The 24,217-nt window shown below is 71.4% G+C and carries 8 protein-coding genes; 1 reads left to right on the top strand and 7 read right to left on the bottom strand.

Features of this window, described 5'->3' with window-relative positions:
• Positions 1-28 precede the first annotated feature (28 nt).
• The 5 genes from Ari01nite_RS10330 to Ari01nite_RS10310 all read right to left on the bottom strand — a co-directional run bounded on the left by Ari01nite_RS10330 (position 29) and on the right by Ari01nite_RS10310 (position 19,010).
• Positions 29-1,408 carry a cellulase family glycosylhydrolase gene (locus Ari01nite_RS10330; protein ID WP_203780936.1) on the bottom strand — a complete coding sequence of 460 codons (1,380 nt, stop codon included), beginning with the start codon at positions 1,406-1,408 and terminating at the stop codon, positions 29-31.
• 158 nt (positions 1,409-1,566) lie between these two features.
• Complete coding sequence (locus Ari01nite_RS10325) at positions 1,567-1,905, bottom strand: hypothetical protein (protein WP_203780935.1); 339 nt, start codon at positions 1,903-1,905, stop codon at positions 1,567-1,569.
• A 10-nt stretch (positions 1,906-1,915) separates the two neighbouring features.
• Positions 1,916-3,493 (bottom strand): hypothetical protein, encoded by a 1,578-nt coding sequence (locus Ari01nite_RS10320; RefSeq protein WP_203780934.1) that lies wholly within the window; start codon positions 3,491-3,493, stop codon positions 1,916-1,918.
• A 65-nt stretch (positions 3,494-3,558) separates the two neighbouring features.
• Entirely contained in the window at positions 3,559-16,587 is a 13,029-nt protein-coding gene (locus Ari01nite_RS10315) for a hemopexin repeat-containing protein (RefSeq protein ID WP_203780933.1), read from the bottom strand.
• A 191-nt stretch (positions 16,588-16,778) separates the two neighbouring features.
• Positions 16,779-19,010, bottom strand: coding sequence for a putative bifunctional diguanylate cyclase/phosphodiesterase (locus Ari01nite_RS10310; RefSeq protein ID WP_203780932.1), 2,232 nt, complete (start codon positions 19,008-19,010; stop codon positions 16,779-16,781).
• 152 nt (positions 19,011-19,162) lie between these two features.
• Here Ari01nite_RS10310 and Ari01nite_RS49740 point away from each other — a divergent pair, with 152 nt between their 5' ends.
• Complete coding sequence (locus tag Ari01nite_RS49740; RefSeq protein WP_239162634.1) at positions 19,163-20,326, top strand: proprotein convertase P-domain-containing protein; 1,164 nt, start codon at positions 19,163-19,165, stop codon at positions 20,324-20,326.
• A 2-nt stretch (positions 20,327-20,328) separates the two neighbouring features.
• Here Ari01nite_RS49740 and Ari01nite_RS10300 read toward each other — a convergent pair whose 3' ends face one another.
• Positions 20,329-21,825, bottom strand: a complete 1,497-nt coding sequence (locus Ari01nite_RS10300) for a GGDEF domain-containing protein (RefSeq protein ID WP_203780931.1) — start codon at positions 21,823-21,825, stop codon at positions 20,329-20,331.
• Between the two features lie 128 nt (positions 21,826-21,953).
• Positions 21,954-24,161, bottom strand: a complete 2,208-nt coding sequence (locus Ari01nite_RS10295; RefSeq protein ID WP_203780930.1) for an MMPL family transporter — start codon at positions 24,159-24,161, stop codon at positions 21,954-21,956.
• Between the last annotated feature and the right edge of the window lie 56 nt (positions 24,162-24,217).

Here is a 24,217-nt window from a genome sequence, read left to right as displayed (position 1 = left end):
GTCGCCGGCGTCCGCCGTCACATCGGTACTACCGCAGGTTCTGCACCACGAACGGTCCGTGGCCGCGCAGGTAGTTGGTCCAGCCGCCGGTGACCGGCGCGCCCGGCGAGAGCAGGTTCGTCGTGTCGGTGCCGACGTCCAGCTTCCAGGCGGTCCAGGAGATGCTGTTGGTGCGCATCCAGTCGATCCAGGCCTGCGCCTCGGGCTGGCAGATCCGGCCGTCGAGGCCACCGTCGGCGTGGCTGGCGCCCCACTCGGTGACGAACAGCGCGAGCCCGGCCCGGATCGCGGCGTCGCCCTTGGCGCGCAGGGCCGCGCCGTGCGTGCACGAGTAGAAGTGCAGCGTGTACATCAGGTTGGTGCCGGAGACCGGGCTCTGCGCGGCGACGTCGACGTCCTGCGACCAGGTCGGGTTGCCGAGCACGATGATGTTGTCCGGGTCGGCGGCGCGGATCGCGGACACGACGGCCTCGTGGTACGGCTTGATCACGCTGGTCCAGGAGACCTGCAGCGGCTCGTTGTACGGCTCCCAGATCACGTTCGGCAGGTGGCCGTAACGCCGGGCCAGGTCGGAGAAGAACGCGACCGACTGCGCCCGGTGGTTCTCCGCCGCATGGTCGTGCCAGTCCACGATCACGTACACACCCGCGGTCACCGCGTTGTTGATGATCTGCTCAACCTGGCCCCTGGCCTTGGCCGGGTTGCTCAGGTAGGCACCCTCCGGCTCGACGCCCATGGCGGCCCGGATGACCTGCAGGTTCCAGTTGTCACGCATCCAGGTCAACGCCTGCAGGTTCTCCGCGTACGGCTGGGTCTCCCAGTTCAGCCACATGCTGCTGATACCGCGCAGCTGAACCCGCGCACCGCTCTGGTTACACATCGCGGCACCGCACACCCGCAGCTGCCCGTTGCGGGCGACCGGGGTGTTGCCGGTCGGCGCCGAGGTGGTCGGCGTGACCGTCGGGGCGGTCGTCGGCGCGGTGGTGGGTGCGGTCGTGGGAGCGGTGGTCGGTGCGCTGCCGCCCGCGCACGAGGCGCCGTCGATGGTGCAGGCGGTCGGGGTGCCGCTGCCGTTCACGATGAACTCGAACGACGTCGACGCGCCCGCGCCGACCGCGCCGTTCCAGGCCGCGTTGGTGAACGTGTACCGGTTGCCCGAGGTGGCCTGCTGCGCACCCCACGAGTTGTTGATCGTCGAGCCGGCCGGCAGGTCGAACTGCACCCGCCACGACGTGATCTGCGACGACGTGTTGTTCGTGACGGTGAACTTGCCCTGATATCCGCTGCCCCAGTTGTTCACGATGGTGAACGCGGCGGTGGCCGCGCTGGCCGGCAGGGCGGTGATGACGAGCGCGACGGCGAGAGCGCCGACGATGGAGATGGCGCTGGCGATCTTGAATCTTCGCATGGGGATCCGCTTCGGTTGAGGGGCAGAGGGGGCGTCGCCCGTCGCGTGACCATCCGAAGCCCGCAGCCGCAGTCGCCAGCTATAGGCCCCGGCGGCCAGCGCGTATCGATGCAGATCGAACCATAACTGGGAGCGCTCCCATGGTCAACCGGAGCCGCTCACCCGGGCGACGACTCCGTCGCCAGGATCAGGTCGAAATCACGTTCCAGGTACGTGCGCAGCGCCTCGAGGTAGTCCGGGGCCGAGCGGTCGACGTCGCGGAACCAGACGCTGAACTGTTCCGCGTCGGGGGGCGGCGGAACCATGATGGACAACTGCTCGGTCGCGTTCACGGTGTCGACGACGTCGGCCAGGTAGGTCCGGTAGTCCGGGTCCGCGGACACCACCTCGAGGTGCCCGCGGTCGTAGCGCAGCGCGCCGATGTCGACGTTCTGACCGCTCCACTGGTCGACACGCTGAACGCCGTAGACGGCGGCTGTTGCGGTTTCGTCTGCCATGTGAAGATCCTCAAGTGAGCTGAAGTCGGGTCAGTTCGACATCGTCCTGGTCGGCAACGTGCCGCGGTGCACTCATCGCACGGTACTGCGGACCGATCACGTCCACCGCCATGAAGAGCTGGGTCGACGTGACATTGGGCTCTTGGAGCAGGCGGTCGATGATCTGGCAGAACGCGGCCAGCTGAGTCTGCTGAGCGGCGGTGGCCTGGTCCCCCGCCGAGAAGGCTCGCATCTGATTCGCCAGTTCGGTGGCCTGCAGGCGGGCGTCCCGGCGGAACAGACGCCGAGCCTCAACACCAGCCTTCCAGGCGTGCCGTTCGACCGGCTGCCCGACGTAGGCGGCGACGTCGTCGGCTGGGGGGAGCAGCTTGGTGTAGCCCTGGTGGTAGGCGCCCAGGTTCACCAGGAACAGGCGGGCCTGCACGTAGCTCGGGTCGTTCGGCCCGATCGTTCCGTCTTCGAGCTGCTTGACCAGCCAATGCTGGTAGTTGTGGGTGTTCTCGTGAATCACGGTTTCCAGAGACTTGTCGAACTTGTTGATCGAATCGTCACTGACCTCGATGGTGCGGGTGCCGTGCACGTATCTGCCACTGAGTTTCGCCACCGTGCCGTCGGGCATCTTCGAGGTCAGGTTAGGGATGATCCGCAGGGCCGGCCGCTCGCCCGCAGGCAGGCCCATCTCGTCGCACTGGATCTCGATGACCCGCTTCAGGGCGGCGATGCGCTGAGCCGGCGTCATCTTCGTCCAGTTCCGGTTCTCGGTGTGCAGTTCGGTCCGCAGCCTCGCCAGGACCCGGTCCCGCAGCTCCCGGTCCCGAGTGGCGAAGGTCGTGTCGAGCGGGAGGGAAATGTACAGCTTGGCGATGGCCGCCTTGCGCCGCGTCTCCGGCCGGTAGAGGCTCCCGGCACGAAGGGTGTTGAGCATCCTGACCTTCTCGTCGAATTCGAGGTTGTCGAGTTCGGCCTTGGTAGCGCCTTCGATCTCGGTCACGATGTCACCAGACTCCTCAGCCGCCCGGACGCGGAGCTCCTGGAGCTTCTGGCGCACGCGAGCGGCCCCGAACGGGTCCGTGACGTTCATCAGCATTGCGAGAAGCTTGGCGCGCTGCAGTGGACGGTCGTTGATGAACGTGCGGACCTCCGGGAACAATCCCTTGATCTCGTTGACCTTGGTCGAGAACGCCTGAACCGCCGCCTCCCATTCGGCGTCGGTCATGGTGCGCCGGTTGTTCTGCAGAGCCGTGAGCTCGTTGGTCAGCGCGTTCGCGACTCCCGGGGCGTGCGACGACCGGATGGCACCGATGTCCCGGATGTCCTGCTGCGTGCCGGTGACGACCGCGCTCGTCACGTCGACGGGCTGCGTGATCGGCGCGTTCTGCGCACCTCTCGTCAGGTTCAACGGGCGCGCCGCCGGGTCGCCGGCGACCGGCCGGGCCGGGAACCAGGGACGCTTCGCGGCGGCGACGGGCTTCGGAGGAACGGCCGGAATCTTGGTCGCGCCCTCGTCGATGGCGAACCTCTTGCCGGGCGGGGTCCTCTCGGGCGGGGCCTTCTCGGGCGGGGTCTTCTCGGGCGGGGTCTTGCCCAACTTGCGCTGCTTCGCCCGGGACGACTTCTTGGGGCCGATGAGTGACATGCCGTTTCCTCCGTTGCTCAGACGCCGGCTCGGTAGGTCAGCACCAGGCCGACGCCGGAGAGCGCGGTCTTGTCGCCGTCCAGCTGCAGGGTCAAGCCGTTCGCGCCGAGGGCCAGACCGGATGTCCGCAGCAGCTTGCCGTCGGGCAACGCGGTCTGCCGGTCACCGTCGAGCAGGAACCGGGCGGCGCCGCCCTGAGCCAGTTGGTATCTGGCGTAGATGCCGGTGATCTGCCGGCCGCTGATGCCCGGGAACAGGTCGGGCGTGATCGGCAGCACCAGCTCGCCGGTGCCGTTGCTCTGGAACTCCTGCCAGGCGTCCGGGAATTCGGTGGCCACGTCGAAGAAGCGGGCCGCCGGGTGCGGCTTGAGCATGCCCCGGACCGCGGTGGCGAAGGCCTCCCCGCCGGCCTCGGCGGTGTATTTGACGGTGACCGCCACGTCCAGCAGCTCCACCGTCGGCAGGTGGCCGCCGGTGTCCAGCCGCCACCGGGAGACCGCGCCGGTGCCCTCGAACGGCAGATACCGGTCGTCGTCGAAGCGCAGCTCGAACAGGCCGTTGTTGTCCCGGCCCTCGTCGATGTCGGACAGCGCGATCTGCTGGCTGGCCCGCCAGTCGCCGCGCACCGTCGCGGGCGGCGACCCCTTCGGCTCCAGCAGGAACTTGACCGCCCTCGGATCGGCCGAGACCACCGTCTTGTTGTCCAGCTGGGTCAGGGTGGCGTTCACCCCCACCGGCCCCTCGCCGGTGTCGAACGAGACGCTCACCGTCCGGATCTGACGGCGGTAGTGGCCGGGGAAGTCCCGGTCGAACAGCGCCTCGGTCAGGGCGAACTCGCACCGCCCGGTGTTCTTCAGGTCCAGCAGGGCCAGCGGGTCCAGGACGAGCAGCGAGACCCGCTTGGTGATCTCCAGGCCCCTGCGGTTCCCGTCGGCGTACGCCTTGCCGAGCCGCTCCAGGTCCAGCGCCAGGCTCTCACCGGCGAGCAGCCCTTGGCGCCGGCTCTCCCAGGAGGTGGGTCTGATGAAGCCGCCGGTGCTGTCGGCACCCTGCTCGAACTGGTAGGCGCGCTCGGCCGCACGGGCCGTCTCGTACGCGAGGTGGTAGGTCTGGAAGTACATGGTGGAGAGCCGGCCGGCCATCCACTGGTAGAGCTGGGCACCGGCGAACTTACCGGTCAGGAAAGTGGCGACCGCCTCGTTGTTCGCCGCCTGCAGGTTGAGGATGTCGAGCTCGCGCTGCGCGATCGCCACCTGCTGCTCGGCCGCCGCCACCTGGTAGCCGGTCTGGACCACGTCGGTGCGCGCGGTGGCCAGCTGCACGGTCCAGTCCTCCACCGAGCGGGCTTGGTCGGCCCGGACGCCGAGGATCTCGCCGAGCAGGCTGAGGCCCTCGCCCAGCGTCGACGCGACGTCCGCCCCCGCCTCCAGCGCGCCGCCGAACTCCTCACCGCCTGCCTTGATGCCGATGATGAACGGCCCGAGCAGCGCCTCCGGCATGCCCTTGGCGATCGCCGCACCGATCTTCAGCCCGCTGGCGGCGAAATGCGCGTTGGCGCCGTGCGCCATCATCTCGATCTGTGCCTGCTGCACCGGGGACAGTCCGGCGGCGAGGAGCTGCTCGTAGTGCTGGACCCGCACGGCGGCGCCGTCCCGTGCGGCCCGCATCTCCAGCAGGTGCTGCGCGGCGATCGTCACCTCGGCCTCCTTGATGCCGCGGGTCAGGGCCAGGATCGCCGTCTCGTGGCGCTGTTGCAGCAGGGACAGCTCCTCGGCGTCCCGTTTCTCCGTCGTGGCGAGCAGGTCGCCACCGAACTGGCGGAGCCGGTCGACCAGGTCCTGCGCCTTGCGGAACAGGACGCCGAACCGGTAATGCGGCAGCGGCACGGCGGCGCCGGCCGCCACCTCGTCCGGCGCCGCGCCGGTGGCCGCGCCGCGAACCAGCGCCAGCACGTCCGCCGGCGGTTCGAAGAGGGGTACCGGCCGGCTGACGCCCATGATGTCCAGCGATTGCCGGATCTTCCGCAGCCGGTCCTCGACCCGGGTCCAGTACTCGAAGAACGTGCTGTTGTCCGGGACGTAGAAGTACGGTCCGGCGACACCGGCGTGCACCGATCCGGCGCCCTCGAGCAACGTGCCGTCGCCGGTCAGGTGGTCGACCGCGGCCGTCTCCCCCGCCGGCACGGCGTCGAGCGTCTCGGGGCTGGCCGCCGGCGGCAGAACCCGCGCGCCCAGGTCATATGGCCGCGGGCCGAGCAGGTCGTAGGCGAGGATGTAGAGCATCCGCGCCTCGTCGAGGCTTTCCGCGGTGTACTGCCGGAACAGCATGTCGGCCCAGTCGAGCACGTTGTCGATGTAGGCCATCACCACCGCGCGCCGGTAGGCCGCCGGGCGCAGCTCGGCGATCGCGTGCGGGTCGAACGGGTCGTCCAGGTAGGCCTTGACCAGACTTCCCCGGTCGCCCATCACGTCGTACTGCCGGCCGAGCCGGGCGATCAGCGCGACCCGCTCCCGCAGGCTGCGCACCACCTCGGTCGGTGCCAGCCCGGCCAGCGCCGCGGTCACCCCGTCCAGCCCGGCTGCGGCCAGGCCGGCCAGGTCGGACTGCTCCGCGGCGGTCAGCTCCCGGGCCTGGTGGAAGGCCGGGGCCATCGCCGCCACCATCCGAAGTACCGGTTCCATCAGCTCGCGCACCGCGTCGTCGCCCAGGTCGTCCAGGTCGCCCCGGCAGCCGGCCACCAGGGCGTCCACGTCGACGGCGAGGAACGGCAGGAAACGCCAGTAGTCGGTGCGCTCGGTCGGGTCGAAGACGTACTCGTACCAGCGCCGCGCGTCGGCGAACCGCTGGGCGTCGTTGAGCGCCTGGGCGATCAGCAGCGGCGCGTGGCAGAAGATCTCCCAGTAGTAGCCGCCGTTGGAGCTGGTGAAGTCCAGGTGCGAGCTGGCCGGCACGCCGGTGGTCAGCGTCGGCGACACCTGGATGGTGGTGGCGTCGGACCGGGTCGCGCTGAACCCGGGCAACTCGTCGATCTGCTGGGTCTGCGGGGTGAGCAGCGCGTCCACCCCGCCGACCAGCAGCCGGCGGTTCAGCTCGTACGCGGTGCTGGAGGTCAGCCGGATGATCTCGTGCGGCAGCGCCGCGATCTCGTAGGGCGAGGCCGACGAGACCGGATACCCGGCGTACTGGCCGCCCGAGAAGAAGAAGCACAGCACGTCGTCGGTGTCCATGGTGCCGGTGAGCAGGCCCGGGATCTCGGGTGGCAGCCCTCGCCAGCTCCCCAGGATCGGCGCGAACGACAGCGGCACGTCCAGCTCGGCGCCGTCGGGGAGCAGCGCGTACCGGGACCCGCTGAGCACGTAACGCTGCCCGTTGCGGCGGAAGAACCCGGTGATCGGCTGGGCCATCTTCTTCGGGTAACCGTCGTCGATGAAGTCGGGGATCGAGTCCGGGGTCACCGTGTACCGGACGAACTCGTCGCCCGCGGTGAGGTAGAGGTGTTCGCCGTCGCGGTAGGCCGCGTCCACCCGGTTCTCGCGGTTGATGGTGGTCGGGATGATTCCCAGCCTGAAGTTCGGCCGCTCGTGGCGGGGCTGACGCGGGGCCCGCACGACCCACAGGTTGTCGGCGCTGAGGAACTGCACCAGGCCACGCAGGTACGGCACGGACGGGCCGGGCGGCGCCGTCTCGGGCAGGCCGACCTGGTTCCCGGCCAGCGGCAGCAGCGCGACGTCGCCGGCCGGTGCCACCGGCAGATACTGGTCGCCGAAGATCAGGAAGGCCCGGCCGCGGGCGTAGGCTGCGGTGTCCGGCCTGAGCTCCGGTGCGATGTGCCACACCTCGCTCAGCTCCTGGCCCACCGTCAGGTCGGCAGACGTGGACACGAGGTTCGCCAGCCGCGAGTAGAAGTATTCGGTGCCGTCCTCGTCGGTGCAGGCGATGTCGATCCGCGACCAGGGCGGCAGGTTCTCCTCGTTGGAGCCGATCGGCTTGGGGTAACCGGCGTCGAGCCGCCCCAGGTCGTCCGCCGGATACCGGTAGTACTCGTCGCCGGAGAACACGAAGATGTGATCGCGCCGGGCCAGCACGGCGTCCACCACTTTGGTCCGGACCAGGTTGGTGTCGATGACGCCCCACCGCTCGCCGATCGCCTGGGTGGCCCGGCCGGTGCTCACCTTGTCCGGCGGCGCCAGGACGAACCGCCCGTTCGTGTTGTCGAAGGACACCAGGGTGGTGTCGGCGAGCTGGAAAGCCGCGTTGATCCGTTCCCAGGTGGTGGGCAGCCGCAGGTCGTTGCCCCGCAGCCCCTGCAGGGTCTTCGCCTCGGCGGGCGCGATGATCGGCCGGCACAGGAAGCTGCCGCCCTTGTGATCGATGCTGGCCCACGGCCCGTCGTCCGAGTCGGCCGGCGCGTTGAACCGCACCACGCGCGCCGGGTCGATCGAGCCGGCGTCCGGCCCGGCGAAGATCCGGCTCAGGTCGGCGGTCTTCGGCGGGAACACCGGATCGCCGGATCGCAGCCCGTACAGCTCGGGGGTCAGCGTGAAGCACGAGCCGACCGTCCGGCCCGCCACGGTGTAGGCGCAGGTGACCACGATGGCGTCGTGGTCGCCGGGCGGCCCGCCCGGCACGGTCCGGGACGCCTGGACGTTCAGGGTGACCTCGGAGATCGGGCCGTCCTGCGCGGTGTCGACCGCGAGCACCTGGGCCGGCACCCACTCCTGGTTGAGGTTGCCGAACGAGTAGAGGATCCGCGCCCGGTACTTGGGGGGTGGCGCGGTCACCTTCTGCGCGTCGCCGTCGCGGGTGGCGACGATGGTGGTCTTCGCCGGGTCGTCGGGCAGCACCGTCTCGACCACCGGCCAGAAGACGAACACCCGGCCGAACGCGTGGACCGGGTCGACCCGCTCCGCGTCGATCTGCACGTCGACCTTGAGCCACGGGTCCCAGGAGGCGGAGGTCTTCTCCCCGTCGCGGAATTCGGCGCTGCGGTAGTAATAGCGCCGCGGCTCGGTGCGGGTGCGGCCGAAGACCACCAGGCGGCGGGTGCCCGCCGGCACGTCGTCCGGGACGTACACGTAGCCGCCGGCGATGGCCAGCCGGGAGACCTCGGTGTATTCGTCCAGGTAGCGCTTGTACGCCTTGCGGACCGCGTCGTCGGTGATCTCGCCCTGCAACAGGTCGTTCTCGAGGGCGCGGAAGGCCGGTGTCTTGTGGCCACGCAGCTCGGGGCGCACATAGTTCTCCGGGTAGAGGAAGACCTTCCGGTTGGCCTCCCAGACCCGGTAGTTGCGCATCCAGCTCCACCAGCGCTTCAGCCGTTGCCGCACCTCGTCCGGGTCGGCGCCGGCGGGCAGCGTGACCGGCTCCAGGTCGAGCAGATAGCGGTGCAGGTACAGCTGGGTCGCCGCGATCGCCTCCCGCACCCGTGAGGTGGTGCCGGCGCTGCCCATGTCGACGTCGATGAGCAACCGCTCGAACAGGTCCCGCGAGGTGCTGAACTCGGTATGCAGGTGGATCACGGACGGGACCAGGGCATCACGCTTGCGCACGTTGAGCTCGTTGTGGATCTGCGCGGACAGGGTGATCCAGTCGGCGGCGCCGGTGCGGCGCTCCAGCATCCGGTGCAGGGCGTCCGCCGCGGCGTCCACGTCCACGGTGGTGCCGTACAGGTTCGACCAGACGTCGGTGTGTACCTCGCTCAGCGGCACACCCAGCCGGTCGGTGAGCGCGAACGCGTCGACCAGCGCCAGCAGGAACTCGATCTCGAACCGCGACTCCTCGGCGGTGACCGGGTTGATCAGAGCGCTGTTGCGGCGGGCCCAGCGCACCTCCTCGGCGTCCCGGCCGAACAGTCCGGACAGGTACGCGTACGGGTCCTCGGCGCCGGTGTCCAGGAACGCGGCGAGGCCGGGATGTGCCCGGGCCAGCTCGACGAACCGGACGATGGTGTGCACGTCGCTCAGCCGGTAGTCGGCCGTGGACGACCAGCGGCGCGCGAACTCCTGCGGGAAGGTGCGTTCGACCCGGTCGTACCGGTCGCCGGCGTAGCGCACGTAGCGGTCGCCCTTGACCAGGTAGGTACGGCCTTCGAAGGTGAAGGCGCCGTCCGGGCCCTCCTCGAAGTCGTCCGGCAGGTCACCCCAGTCGTCGGTGACGGTGCGGGGGAAGCCCTCCTCGGCCAGGGCCGGCCGATCCGGATCACCGGCGAGCGCGCCGGCCGGATACCGGACGTACTGGCCGGCCCGGAACGCGTACAGGTCGCCGGCCGGCGACCGGAAGGCGGCGTCGATGCCCGGCCGGCCGGTGGTGAACGCGTTGCCGACGGTGCCCCACGCGCCCTTGACCGGCCGCAGGGTGCCGCGGTCCAGGAAGTCGCGGCCCTTGAACAGGTAGGTCCGCTTGTCCGGCAGGTGGAACGCGGCGTCCAGCCCGTCGGCGAACTCGTCCGGCAGGGGTGTCAGGCTCAGCTCGTGCGGAAGGCTGTCGCCGATCGACTTCGGATAGCCGTCGTCCACCGTCGTGTGGTCGTGGCCCGAGTAGCGCACGTACTGGTCGCCGGAGAACAGGTAGGTGCACCCGTCGGCGACGAGCGCCGCATCCACCCGCTGCCGCTCGGCGATGGTGTTGCGCACCTTGCCCAGCGCGCCGACGCGGACGGTGCCGGTCGTGGTCCGGGAGACGGCGTGGCAGGTGCCGCCGAGGAAGAGGAACACCGTGCGGTCGTTGGCCACCACCGCATCGATCCCGCTCGGCTCGCCGGGCCCGCCCAGGGCGTCCTCGAAGGACTCCGGCAGGTTGGCGAACGGCTCCTCGGTGCGCAGGTGACCGGCGATCCGCTTCGGATAGCCGGTGTCGATGTACTGATAGTCCGGTCCCGTGTAGCGGACGTAGTGGTTTCCCGAGAACAGGAACGTCTGCTCGCCGCGCCACACGAACGCGGCGTCCACCGTCGCGCCGCTGCCGGCCGGGATGAACGGGTTGCGGGACAGGCCCCACCGCTCGCGAACCTCGGCCGGTGCGCCGAAGACGCCGTCGGCGTACCGGGCGTACCGCTCGCCGGCGAAGAAGTAGGTCGCGCCGTCGGCCGCCGTGAAGGCGGTGTGCAGCCGGTCCTCGTCGCGGCCGGCCAGCCGGCCGAAGCCGGGCCACACCCGGTCGATGGGCCGCGGATAGGACCACGCGTCGGTCTTCTCGTTGTAGGACAGGCAGTGCCGGCCGCGCAGCAGCAGCATGGTCTCGCCCTCGAAGAGGACCGCGTCGGGAATGCCGAAGTGACCGGGCGCCGGCCAGAAGCCCGCGTCGACGGTCGTCGGGTATCCCTCGTCGGGCTGCCCGTAGCCGGTGCCGGAGTAGGCCACGCACCGCATCCGCCCCGCGCCGTCGGGCTTCTCGAACAGATAGGTCACGCCGCCCCGCACGTAGGCCAGGCCCACGCTGGTCAGGCCGGCCCAGTGGTCGCCGATCGGCCGCGGGTCGCCCTCGATCGTGGTGCCGGCCACGTCCGGATAGACCACGAACTGGTCGTCGCTGAACAGGTAGGTCTTCCCGTCCCGCCCCACGAACGCCGCGTCCACCACGTTGTTCTGGAAGATCATGTTGCGGGGCCGGCCCCACTCCTCGGCGAGCGGGTATTCCCGGTTGAGCCGGACGTTGAAGCAGGACGGCCCCTGGAACAGGTAGGTGTTGCCGTCCGCACCGGTCAGGACCGCGTCCAGGCCGGTGCGGAACTTCGCCGGCACGGCGCGCAGCGTCCGCGGCCGGAACGGTGTCGCGCTGACCGCCCGCCCTTCGAGGGCGGAGCGGCGCATCCAGCCCTCCGGCTTCTGCACCAGCACCGAGCCGTTCTCGATGAAGGCGCAGCTCATTCCCGGCAGACAGGGGATGTCGTCGTAGCGGCGGTAGGCGGTTGCCGACACCACGTGGCACGTGTCGCCGCGGAACAGGTAGGTGTTGCGCCGGTCGGCGTACGCGGCGTCCACCCCGTCCAGCGTCACCTCGAGCGCGGCGAGCCCCGGCTCGCCGTTGAGCTGCCGGACGGCGCGCGGGTATCCGTCCTGCACGACCGCGTAGTCGCCGGCGCCGTACCGGACGTATTGATCGCCGGAGAAGAGATAGGTGTAGGTGCGCGGCACCTCGACCCCGTCGACGGTCTCCGTCACGTCGGTGACCAGCGCGGCGTCCACCCGGCCGGTGCGGGCGATGTGGTTGACGACGTGGCCCCAGAACGTGCCGACCGTCCGCGGATAGCCGTCGTCGACCTCGGTGTAGTCGCTGCCCGAGTAGCGCACGTACTGGTCGTCGTGGAAGAGGTAGGTGCGGCCGTCCGGCCCGACGAACGCGGCGTCCACCGTCTCGAACGGGAAGCTGTCCCAATGCCCGCGCAGGCTCTGCGGCTCGGACCACCAGCGGTGCCGGGCGTCGAAGACGACGATCCGGCCCTCGGAGAACAGGTAGGTGCGGTCGTCGCGGCCGGTGAAGACCGCGTCGACCGGCCCGAACTCGATACCGTCCGGCAGGTTCCACCAGTTGTCGGTCTGCGGCTTCGGATAGCCGGCGTCGGGGGTGCTGTAGTCGGGGGTGGAGTAGCGGACGTAGAACCGGGAACCGTCGCCGAAGACCTTGGTGCGCCTGCCTTCCTGCCGGACCGTCAGGGTGACGCCCTGCTCGGTGTGTATCCGCCATTCGGGCGCCGCGCCCTCCGCCTTGGCCGGGGTGAGGCCGTGTTCGGCGAGCCGATTGCGCAGCGCCGGGGTCACGGTGCCGGGGTCGAGCCCCGGCGGCAGGTCGAACAGCGGGCCGCCCACCCCGAACAGGTAGGCCCGGCCGTCCAGCACCACCGACGCGTCCACCCGGTCCAGCCCGCCCCAGTCCCGGCGGATCAGGCGCGGATAGCCGGAGTCGACCGCGGAGTAGTCGGCCGTGGAGTAGCGCAGATAGGTCTCGCCGCTGAACAGGTAGGTCCTGCCGTCGAGCCCCACGAAGGCGGCGTCCACCTTGCCGCCGGGCAGCGCCGGGCGCAGCACGCCCCACCGCTGCGCGGTCGGGACCACCACGCTGCCCGGGCCGCTCAGCGCGACCGTCCGGTCGTCCTGGAACAGGTGCGTCACCCCGTCGGCGTCGACGAACGCCGCGTCGACCCGGCCTTCGAACGCCGGCGGAACGTCGGTGATCCGGCGCGGGTAGCCCTCGTCCACCCGGACGCCGTCGTTCTCGACGCAGTCCGAGTACGTGACCTGCTGGTCGCCCGCGAACAACCGGACCACGGGCCCGTCGGCCGCGGCCGCGTCGATCCGGCTCGCGTGGTCGAAGTTGTTGCGGACCTTCCCCCAGACCTCGGCGATCGGCTGCGCGGTGCGGCCGGCACCGCCGGCCAGCCACTGGTCGCCGGCGAACAGGTGGATCCGGTTGTCCAGCCCCTGGAAACAGGCGTCGATCGAGGCGCGGAAGCCGGCCGGCAACGGCGCGCCCAGTTCCTCCCGCTCCCACCACTGCGCGGTGTCGCGTGGGTAGCCCTCGTCCACCACGTCCAAGGCGGTGCCGGTGTAGCGCACGTACTGGTCGCCGCAGAAGAGGTAGGTCCGGCCGTCGGCGTCGACGAGGGCGGCGTCGATCCGCGCCGGGTCGTCGAAGTTGTTCCGGATCCGGCCCCAGAGCTGCTCGCGCGGCACCCAGCGGGTGCTGCCCCGGGCGCGGGTGAAGGCATGTGAGGTGCCGTGGGCGTCCCGGCCGATGAGCCATTCGGTGCCGGCGTCGTAGCGGAATGCGGCGTCCATCCGCACCAGGCCGCCGAACTGGACGGACAGCTCCGGCAGCGGATTCGGCGCCGGGTCGGTGAGGACGTACGTGGTCGCCGAGTAGGTCCAGTAGCCGCCGGCGCCGAACGCGTAGATGGTGCCGTCGAAGCTCTCCAGCAGCGTGTCGAACCGGGTCACGCCCGGCGGCAGCACCAGGTGCTCGGGGAACTTGCCCACCAGGTCCTGGTCGGTGAACACGGCGGCGATCTCGGCCGGGTCCAGGCCGAGCTTGCCGGCCAGCAGCGCGAAGCGGCGCACCCGCCGGAAGGCGAGCCGGAAGTGCGGGTCGGCCGGGACCGCCGTCACCTCGCCGGCGGTGGCGTCGGCGGTGGCCAGCACCGGTGCCAGCAGGACGTCGAGCGCCTCCGCCGGGCCGCCGGTCACCGCCTCGCTGATCGCCGCGGCCGTGCCGGCCGGCACGCCGAACGCGTCGGCCAGCGCGCCGGAGAAGGCGGCGCGCTGCGCCTGCGCCAGGTCGGCCAGGCAACGGCCGATCTCGGTGATCGCCGCCTGCTGCTCGGTCGCCGCGGCGTGCAGCAGGAAGAAGATGTCGGTGCTGTAGTCCTCCAGGCCCGGCAGCACGAAGTCCAGCGCGTTGCCGGCGTTCCGGAAATACTCGAGCCGGTCCGGCGCCACCGCACGGCCCTCGTCCAACAGGCCCATGCCGGTCAGCTGGGCGACGAGCTGGTCCGGCTCGTCGGCGGTGAGGCCGAGCTCGGCGAGGGCCTCGGCGCCGATCCGGTACGGCCGCTGGTCGGCCAGCACCGTGCCGATCTGCCGGAAGACGGTCGCCTGCTCCGCCTCGGTGAAGGCGGTGCCGAGATCGAGCGCGCCGTCCGGATCGGCGAACAGGGCCTCGTCCCGCACCCGCCCGTTCGCGAGGTAGGTGCCGTCCAGCGCCGCGAGCACCCGCTCGCCCATCGCGTCGTCGGCGAGCCGGACGAAGTCGTCCGCGGTGACGGTGTACAGCTCGGCCCGGAACGCGGCGACCTGTGCCCGCATCGCGTCCAGGACGGCTCTGCGGTGTGGGTAGAACGGCAGGGCGAGCCGGAAGTCGGCGACGGCCAGCCGGTTCAGGGCCGCCTTGTCCCGGTAGGCGCCGGCCGCGTCCAGGTAACCGTTGAACCGCAGGCTCTCCATCAGTGCCGCGAGCTGCGCCCCGGTCAGCCGCAGATCGGCGAAGATCTCCGGGTCGATCGGGAGCGGCTCCGCGCGGAACCTGGCCATCCGGCCGTCGAGCAGCTGCCACACCGCCCCGGCGACGTCGGCGAGGTCCACGTTGACGGCGAAGTCCGCGAGGTTTCCGGCGTCGAGGAAGAAGTCCGGCTGCCGGAGGTCGCCCTCCTCGTTCAGGTAGCCGTTGAAGATCAGGTTGTCGTAGAGCTCGGCCTGCTGTTGCGGCGACAGGTTGTCCAGCGCCACCAGGTCCGACGGGAACAGCGACGCGGTGCCGTTCACCACCGAGCTGATCGTCTTGAACAGCATCTCGGCGCACCCGCTGAAGTCGCTCGCCAGGCGCAGGCCGGCGGTGGCGTCGACGGCGAGTGTGCCGTCCGCCCGCAGCACGCCGAGGTGGACCAGGTTGGCGCAGATCTTCGCGGTGAGCCGCTGGTCCAGGCCCAGCCCGGCGAAGTCCTCCGCCGCGATCACGCCCAGGTCGCGCACCGCGTCGGACGCCGCGGCCGGCACCCCCGCCGGGTCGACGCGCAGCAGCCGGTCGTCCCGGGCGGAGACCACCGTCGTGTCGTACGCCGTCAGCACGTCGTAGATCACCTTCGCGGCGCGTTCGGAGAACCGGTCCGAGACGAACACCCCGGCGGTGAACGCCGCCGGGTCGAAGGCGCGCTTGATCGCATCCAGCACCGCGACCTGATCGGCGTCCGCCGGCCCCGGACGGCCGCCGAGGATCTCGGCCAGCTCGGTCGCGGCGAAGCCGGTGGCCCGCATCCAGGTCACCACGGCGAAGAGCAGCTGGGTAAGCCACAGCCCGGCCGCCGGATCGCCGCCGGACAGCACCCGGTGGTAGTCGCGAGCCCCGGCCGGCGCCGCGCCCAGCACCACGAACGTGCTGTACCGGTGCAGCGACGGGTCGCTCTCCAAGGCCACCAGCACGTCGAACAGCTCGTCGACCGCGATGCCGAGAGCCGCGGCGAGCCGGGCCACCCGGCGCAGCAGCGTGATCTCCGGCTGCCCGATCTCCCCCCGGTCGAACGGGCTCGGCTCCGCCCCGGTGTACCGTTCCCGGTACCGCCGTACGGTGGCCGCGATGTCGCCCTCGGCGACGCCGGCAGCGGCGGCGAGCCGGGCCCGGTAGTGCCGGTTGCGGGACGCCATGATGTCGCCCGAGCACCCTTCGATCACCGCCGGGTCCACGGCACCCGCCAGCTCGCAGACCTGCGCCGCGGTGAGGTCGTGGTCGCGCCGCAGCCGCACCGCGACCGCGACGGTGCGCAGCGCCGCCGCGTCGATGCGGCCCGCGCAGCAACTCGTCACGACCAGGCCGAGGTCGGTCAGGGTCAGCCCGGTCATCCGCGCCAGCCGGATCAGCCGGTGGGCCCGCTCGAACCAGCCCACCCCCACCGCACCCGCGCCGGCGGCCGGCTCGATCCGCGTGCCGCCGGCGGCCATCGTCACCGCGTCCGGGCTGACCGCGACCAGCTCCCGCACCTGGGCGCCGGCGAGGCCGGTGGCGGCGCTGAAGCGTACGACGTCCTGCAGATCGGAGAGGGTGCCGTCGTCGGGGCGCCCGTAGGCGGTCTTCACGGCGGACTCGTCCGGCAGCTCCGTCGTCACCACCGCGACGTCCTCGGCGGACAGGCGCAGGTATTCCCGCGCCACCAGGTCGTGGTCCACCTCGGCCGCGAACAGCCGGTACAGCTCCTCGGGCGTCACCCGCAGATGGTCCAGACAGCTCCGGAGCCGCTCGTTGCGCAACGAGAACGGCAGCCCGAACGGGTGGATGCTGGTGCGCAGCGTCTGGTAAGGGTTGGCGCCGACCAGCCGTTCGAGGACCTCGTTGACGATGTCCAGATAGGGGGACTCGACGAACGTGTTGTCGGCGTCGAGGACGACGCGGCGCAGATCCGGCCGGCGGTCCAACAGGGACGGCCGGTCGAAGGACTCCTCGAGCAGCCCGAGGAGCTCGACCAGGTAGGCCGCCGGGGAAAAGACGGATCTCGCGTCGTCGTCCGTCCTGAAGTTCAACTCGCCGAACAGCTGCTCATAGCTGGGTGATGAATCGTTCTTCAGCACGGATCCTCCCCTGTGTAGCGGAAGCATGACCGTGTGCAACGCTACGGGCGGCGCGCTGGCGGGCCACATCAGCCCATCAGCCGATCCCGCAGCCCATCAGCAAGAACCTTCTCTCCAATGAGGACGAACACACATTGCGCCACCATCGGTCGAACGGGTCATAAGCGGAATCGACGCCCCGGGCGAGGGATCTACGCGTACGTGATCTGGTCCTGGACCGGGACCCTGCCCGCCGGCACCGGCTCGCCGAACAGCGACCCGTGCGCCGCCCGGCACCCGATCCGGCGCAGGTGCTCGGCGTCCGCCGCCGACGTCACCCCGCCCGCGACGCAGGCCAGCCCGAGGCTCGCCGCCCGCGCGATCACCGCGCCGAGCAGGTCCGCCGACTCCGGGCTGGTCGCCACCTCGCGCAGGAAGGCCGGGTGCAGTTTGATTCCGTCCACCTCGAGGTCGCGCAGGTGCGCCACCGCCGAGTGCCCGACCCCGAACCTGTCCAGCACCACCCGCACGCCGATGGCCCGCACCTCGGCCAGCACCGGCGCCAGTTCGGCCAGGTCGCTGCCGTCGCCGATCCGCACGTAGACGCTGGTCGCCGGCTGCCGGTGCACGGCCAGCGCCTGGCGCAGGTCGTCCGCCACCGTGCCGCAGGACAGATACCGCGATGACAGGTGCAGGCTGATCTGGAAGTCCGGGTCGGCCGCGCGCCACCGGGCCAGGTCGGCCACCCCGGCGTCGACCACCCACCGGTCGATCTCGGGCAGCAGCCCGGCGTCCGCGGCGGCCGGCAGGAACGCCTCGGCACCGAGCACCCCGAGCCGCGGATGGTGCCAGCGCAGCAGCTGCTCGACGCCGGTGGTGCGGCCGGTCGCCAGGTCCACCACCGGTTGGTAGGCGAGCGCGAACTGCCCGCCGGCCAGCGCCGCGCCCAGTTCCGCCTCGAGCCGGCGCTGCTCCTCGGCGGCCGCGGACAGGTGCTGGTCGAAGACCCGGAACTGGCCCTTGCCGCGGTGCTTCGCCTCGTACAGCGCCAGATCCGCCTCGCGCAGCAGGGCCGCGGGCCGTCCCGCGCCGGCCACCGCGATGCCGATGCTGGCCCGCACCGTCGCGATCCGCCCGTCCAGCGGCACCGGCGCGGCGCACTGCTCGAGCAGCGTCCGGGCCAGGTCGCGGGCCCCCTCCAGGCCGCCGTAGTGCAGCAGCACCGCGAACTCGTCGCCGCCGAGCCGGGCGCAGAGGGCGCCGTGCGGGGCCACCACGGTGTTCAGGCGGTCGGCGATCACCACGAGCAACTGGTCGCCGGCCGCGTGACCGAGCGTGTCGTTGACCGCCTTGAAGCCGTCCAGGTCGATCATCAGCAGCACCGCGCCGGCCGGCGCCCGGTCGAGTTCCTCGTTGAGCTGCGCCCGGTTCGGCAGCCCGGTCAGCGGGTCGTGCGCCGCCTCGTAGGCGAACCGCGCCCGCTCCTCGGCCAGGTCCCGGCTGAGCGCGATGTTGCGCCGGATGGTCAGGAACTGCCGGGCCAGCACGGCACACACCAGCACGGTGCCGGCCCAGACCGCGGGCCGGTCCAGATCCTGTCCGGCGAAGGTGGGCACCAGGCAGACCAACAGATAAAGAGCCATGGGCAGGTACGGGAGAACGCCGAACGCGGTGGAGGCGGGGCGCCACTCGCGGTGCTCCCGACGGGGCAGCGCGAACCGCGGCGCGACGGCGATCAGCCCGGCCGCCAGGATGTAGCCGTCCAGCGCCCACGTCATCAGGTCCGGCCGCAGGGTGATCTCGGAGGTCAGCTCGATCAGCAGGGCCACCGTGACCACCAGCACGCCGCCGGTGAGCGCGACCATCGCACCGGCGTCCCGGCGGCGGGTTCCGGCCATCAGCACCACGCCGACCGCGAGCACGGCGATGGCGGCGACCGGATACGTGATGTCCCAGATCGCCGTCGTCTCGCCGACGATCTTGATCATCGGCTTGAGCACCAGCACCCAGACGACGCCGAACAGCGCGGACGCCGCGATCAGCCCGTCCAGCAGCATCCGCAGCCGGCCGGCCGCGCTGCCCGGCGCGGTCGGGATCGCCAGCATGGCCGCCACCGCGAACACCAGGGCCATCATGTTGAGCAGGTTGGTGGGCAGGTCACGCTCGACGGTCACACCGGTGCGCAACGAGTCGATCCCGACGGCGACTTCGGCGTACGCCCAACACGCCAGCCCCGCCGCGGTGAGTGACCAGACCCGCCGGGCGTGGCCGCGCAAGCGGACCGCCCGCACCACATGGAAGACCGTGCCACCCACGGTCACCAGCATCATCATCACGGCGTGCAGCCGCGGCGCCTGCGCCGGCACGATCTGCAGGCTGGTCAGCGCGGCCAGACAGAGCAGCCAGACGCCGTTCTGCACGAGGGGGCGCCGACTGGATTGCACGAGTCTTCCCATCGGCAGCGATCCGCCGGGCCTGTGGCTTTCGGTCCGGCAATATCAGCTATACGCCGAGAAGTATGACGCAAGTGGCATGAGGTGTTCCGTGCCTCGGCGGACCGAGAATCAGCGCACCCCCCAGCCGCAAGGGAGCCTCGATGAACCGCACCCTCCGCACGCAGGCACCGGGCACCTCCGGCACCACCCGCACCACGACATCGGGCCGCCGTCGGCGCCTGCTGGCTGTCGCGCTGACCGCGGCCGCCACCCTGATCGCCGGGCTGCTGGTCTCAGTGGTGACCGCCGGGCCGGCGCAGGCCGCCACGGTCTCGCTGCCGTTGCGCAGCATGGTCGCCGGCCTCACGGTCGCCGCCGAGAACCGCACCGGGTACAACCGGGACCTGTTCAACCACTGGATCGACGCCGACGGCGACGGCTGCAACACCCGCTACGAGGTGCTGATCGCCGAGGCCACCACCAAGCCGACCGTCGGGTCCGGCTGCTCGCTGACCGGCGGCCGCTGGTTCTCCTACTACGACGGCGCGACCTGGACGCTGCCGGCCGACGTCGACATCGACCACATGGTGCCGCTGGCCGAGGCGTGGGACTCCGGCGCGCGCACCTGGACCTCGGCGCAGCGCCAGGCGTTCGCCAACGACCTGGGCGACGCCCGCACGCTGGCCGCGGTCACCGACAACGTCAACCAGTCCAAGAGCGACGCCGACCCGGCCGAGTGGATGCCGTCGGTGACCAGCGTCCGGTGCCGGTACATCACCGAGTTCGTGGCGGTGAAGACCCGCTGGGGGCTGACCGTGGACTCGGCCGAGAAGTCCTCGCTGACCTCGTACGCGAACGGCTGCACCAACAGCACCGTCACGGTCGACGTGGTGCTCGGCAGCGGACCGACGACCGGACCGACGACCGGACCGACGACTGGCCCGACGACTGGCCCGACGACCGGACCGACCGGCGGCGCCTGCACCGGGACGAACGGCACCGACGTCACGATCCCGGACGCCGGCGCCGCGGTGACCAGCACGATCACCATCTCCGGCTGCGCCCGGGCCGCGTCCAGTTCGGCCGCCGTCTACGTCAACGTGGTGCACCCGTTCCGCGGCGACGTGTCGATCTACCTGTACGCCCCGGACGGCACCTACTACGTCCTCAAGGCGGCCAGCACCACGGACAGCGCCGCCAACGTGAACACGACCTACACCGCCAACCTCTCCGCGGAGACCGCGAACGGCTCCTGGCGGCTCAGCCTCAAGGACAACGCCTCCGGCGACACCGGTTACCTCAACACCTGGACCCTCACGGTCTAGTGTCAGGCGGCGGCCGGCAGGGGCTCGGGCTCGTCCGACTCCCGCCAGGCCGCCCACCGGGTGTCCGGGGCGTGCCTCTTGGCGCGGTACATGGCCTGGTCTGCGCGGTTCACGACCTCGTCGTGGCTCAGTTCGCCCGGCCCCGACACGGCCACCCCGATGCTGGCCGCCATCGGCACCAGCCGGCCCTCGACGAGCACCGGCGCCAGCTCGGCGGCGATCCGGCCGGCCACGTCGTACGCCCGCTCCGGCGCGGTCAGGTCGGGCAGCACCACGGCGAACTCGTCGCCGCCGAGCCGGGCCGGCAGGCCGGGCCTCGGCACGCACCGGCGCAGCAGTTCGGCGAACTCGGCCAGCAGCTGGTCGCCGGCCGCGTGCCCGAGGGTGTCGTTGACGCCCTTGAAGCCGTTCATGTCGATCACCAGGACCGCGGTGTGCCGCCCGGTGCGGGCGTTGCGGGCCAGGGACCGCTCGGACACCGACCGCACCCGGCTGCGGTTGGCCAGGCCGGTGAGGTGGTCGGTGACCGACCGTTCGTCGCTCTCCCGCTGCACCAGCGTCTGCCGGGCCAGCACCAGCGCGCTGAGCAGCGCACCACCGACGGCCAGGCCGCCCCACGGGAAGAACTCGCCGTCGCGTACGGCCGCATCGAGCATGAGAGCGTGCGCCACGACCACCGCGAGGTAGGGCAGGTAGCGCGAGACGTTGCGTCCCCGGCGACCGGCCGGGCGCGCCCGGACCGACTGCCGGACCTGCTCCAGCGCGGCGGCGGCGAGCAGCGCGTCACCGGTCATCCAGCAGACGAACTGCCACGACGAGTGGGCGGTGAGGCTACCGGCCTGGGACACGTCGATGTGGATCGCGTCGCCGACGAAGAGCACCAGCGCACCCGCCGCGAGCGGGCGCAGGGCCCGCTGCGACGACCGGTCGGTGCCGTGCATGAGTACCCGGGCCACGGTGAACAGCAGCGCCAGGTCGACGACCGGGTAGAGGCTGGCAGTCACCGGCACCGCGATGGACAGGTCGTGGTCGCGGAGGTACGGGCCGAACGCCGTGTACCAGAGCACCATCGAGCCGCCGACCACCACGGTGCACGCGTCCAGCGCGGTCATCCAGCGCCCGCGCCGGTTGGTGGCCCGCAGCGGGAACCGGGACAGCGCCACCAGCACCAGGCCGACGAAGGCCAGGTGCGCCACGTCGGCGCCGGCCGGCAGGTCGCCGGCGTCCAGCAGCACCAGCACCGGCGGCGTGGCGGCCAGCACCGCGAAGCCGGCGGACACCACCCACCAGGCTTGCCGGGTGCGGGCGGGCAGGTCCGCCTCGCGCGCGGCCTTGACCGCGGCCGTCAACCCGATCAGCCCGAACGCGACGCGGGCCGGCCCGGCGACGGCCTCGTACAGCACCAGGCCGCCGTCCATGGCCGCGAACGACAGGATGAGCACGGCAAGGTACAACAGCGCCAGGCACAGGTGCGCGATCGGCACGGGGCGGGTGGGCATGGTTCCCTCTCGGCGGTACGGTCGATGACCTGCACCTGATCGGTCACCCGCGGACCCACTTAAGAGCTGACAGCGCAGTGGGGGCGGAGCCGCTCGGCCCCGCCCCCACTGCTTTCACCCTTCCCGAGCTACGCCGCCCGGGCGAGTTCCTCTTCCTCGTCGGCCGGCGGCGGGGCCGGCGTCTCGGTGGCGGCCAGGCCGGCCGCCAGGCCGTTGCCCTCGACGTCCACGTTCGGCAGGGCCCGGTCCAGCCACCCCGGCAGCCACCACGCCGCCCGGCCGACCAGCGACAGCACCGCCGGCACGATCGTCATCCGGACCAGGAAGGCGTCCACCGCCACGCCGAACGCCAGCGCGAAGCCCAGCGTCTTGATGATCGAGTCGTCGGCGAAGATGAAGCCGGCGAACACGCTGATCATGATGAGGGCCGCGGCGGTCACCACCCGGGCGCCGTGCTTCATGCCGGAGACCACGGCCTGGTCCGGGGTGGCGCCGTGCACGAACTCCTCGCGGGTCCGGGTGACCAGGAAGACCTCGTAGTCCATGGCCAGGCCGAACAGGATCCCGATCAGGAAGATCGGCATCAGGCTCATGATCGGCCCGGTGGCTGACACCCCGAAGACGTCGGCCAGCCAGCCCCACTGGAACACCGCGACCACCGCGCCGAAGGTCGCCGCCACGCTCAGCAGGAAGCCGAGCGTCGCCTTGATCGGCACCACGATGCTGCGGAACACCAGCATCAACAGGATCAGAGCAAGACCAACCACAATGGCCAGGTACGGGATCAGCGACGTGGTGATCTTGTCGGTGACGTCCAGGTTCAGGGCCGTCGTGCCGGTCACCGACAGCCGGGCACCGGTGGCCGGGTGCAGGTCGCGGATGGCCGCGACCAGGTCCTTGGTGGCGTCGCTGTTCGGCGCGCTGCCCGGGATCACGGTCAGCATCGCGGTGTCGCCGGCCGGGTTGGCGGCGGCCGGGGTGACGAACACGACGTCCTCGAGCTTGGTGAGCGCCTCCCGGGCCTGCTCCCCCGCGGCCTGCGCCGAGCCGGCCGCGGCCTCGATCACGATGATCAGCGGGCCGTTGAAGCCGGCTCCGAAGCCCTCGGACAGCCGGTCGTACGCCTGGCGCTGGGTGGTGTCCGGCGCCGCCGTGGAGTCGTCCGGCAGGGCCAGGCGCAGGTCGAGCGCCGGCACCGCGAGCGCGCCGAGCACGCCGAGGGCGAGCACCAGGGCGGCCACCCGGTTCCGCAGCACGGCGATCGCCCAGCGCTGGCCGAACGGCAGCTTCTTGCCGGTCGGCGCGGTGGCCGGCCGGTTGTGGTGCTTCTTGGCGATCACCCGGTGGCCGGCGAAGCCGAGCAGCGCCGGGGTCAGGGTGAGCGTGATGAGCACGGCCACCGCGACCGTGCCGGCCGCGGCGAAGCCCATGGCGGCCAGGAACGGGATGCCGGTGACGGCCAGCGCCGCCAGCGCGATGATCACGGTGAGGCCGGCGAAGATGACCGCGGACCCGGCGGTGCCGGTGGCCCGGCCGGCCGCCTCCTCGCCCTCGTGCCCCTCGGCCAGTTCGTGCCGGAACCGGGAGACCACGAACAGCGCGTAGTCGATGCCGACCGCGAGGCCCAGCATGGTGGCCAGCGCCGAGGTGGACGAGGACAGGTCGAAGAAGCCGGTGGCGATCTGGATGCCGGCCATCCCGGCGGCCACCCCGAGCAGCGCGGTGAGCAGCGGCAGGCCGGCCGCGATCAGGGCACCGAAGGTGATCACCAGGACCACCGCGGAGATCGCCACGCCGAGCGCCTCGGTGGTGGTGTCCGGCTCGCCCTCGCTGGACAGCGCGGTGCCGCCGAACTCGACCCGGATGCCGGCGCCGGTGGCGGTCCGGCCGGCGGCCGTCAGTGCGGCGCGGTCCGCCTCGGTCACCTCGGGCTGCCCGATCGTGTACGTGACGGTCGCGTACCCGGTCCGGAGGTCTTGGGAAATTGCCTTTGTCTGGAACGGGTCGGTGACGCTCGCCACGTGCGGCGCCCTGGCCAGCGCAGCGACCGCGCCACTGATGGCGGCGTGCTGCGCCGGGCCGGTCAGCGTGCTGCCGCCGTCGACCGCGAAGACGACCGTGGCCTGCGCGTTGTCGGCGCCCATGCCCATTTTGTCGCGCAGTACGTCGAGCGCCCGGGTCGACTCGGTCCCCGGGATCGTGAAGGCGTCGCTGGTCGGCCCGGAGAGCGTGCCGGCGCCCACTCCCAGCACCGCCAGCACCGCCACCCACAGCAGTGCTACCAGCCGGCGCCGGCGGAACGAGAACCGGCCCAGCCGGTACAACAGGGTCGCCACGAAAATCCTCCAAGGGCAGCCGAACGGTGGCGTGTTCGACTAGCCCTTTCGGCACC

The organism is Paractinoplanes rishiriensis, from assembly GCF_016862375.1.
GTDB lineage: Bacteria > Actinomycetota > Actinomycetes > Mycobacteriales > Micromonosporaceae > Actinoplanes > Actinoplanes rishiriensis.
Note: the sequence above shows the minus strand (reverse complement) of the source record. Positions and strands in the feature narration are given on the sequence as shown.

What these genes read in the sequence shown, in the direction of transcription:
- Ari01nite_RS49740 (WP_239162634.1), top strand. Translation starts at nt 19,163, where the DNA reads ATGAACCGCACCCTCCGCACGCAGGCACCGGGCACCTCCGGCACCACC.
- Ari01nite_RS10330 (WP_203780936.1), bottom strand. Translation starts at nt 1,408, where the DNA reads ATGCGAAGATTCAAGATCGCCAGCGCCATCTCCATCGTCGGCGCTCTC.
- Ari01nite_RS10325 (WP_203780935.1), bottom strand. Translation starts at nt 1,905, where the DNA reads ATGGCAGACGAAACCGCAACAGCCGCCGTCTACGGCGTTCAGCGTGTC.
- Ari01nite_RS10300 (WP_203780931.1), bottom strand. Translation starts at nt 21,825, where the DNA reads ATGCCCACCCGCCCCGTGCCGATCGCGCACCTGTGCCTGGCGCTGTTG.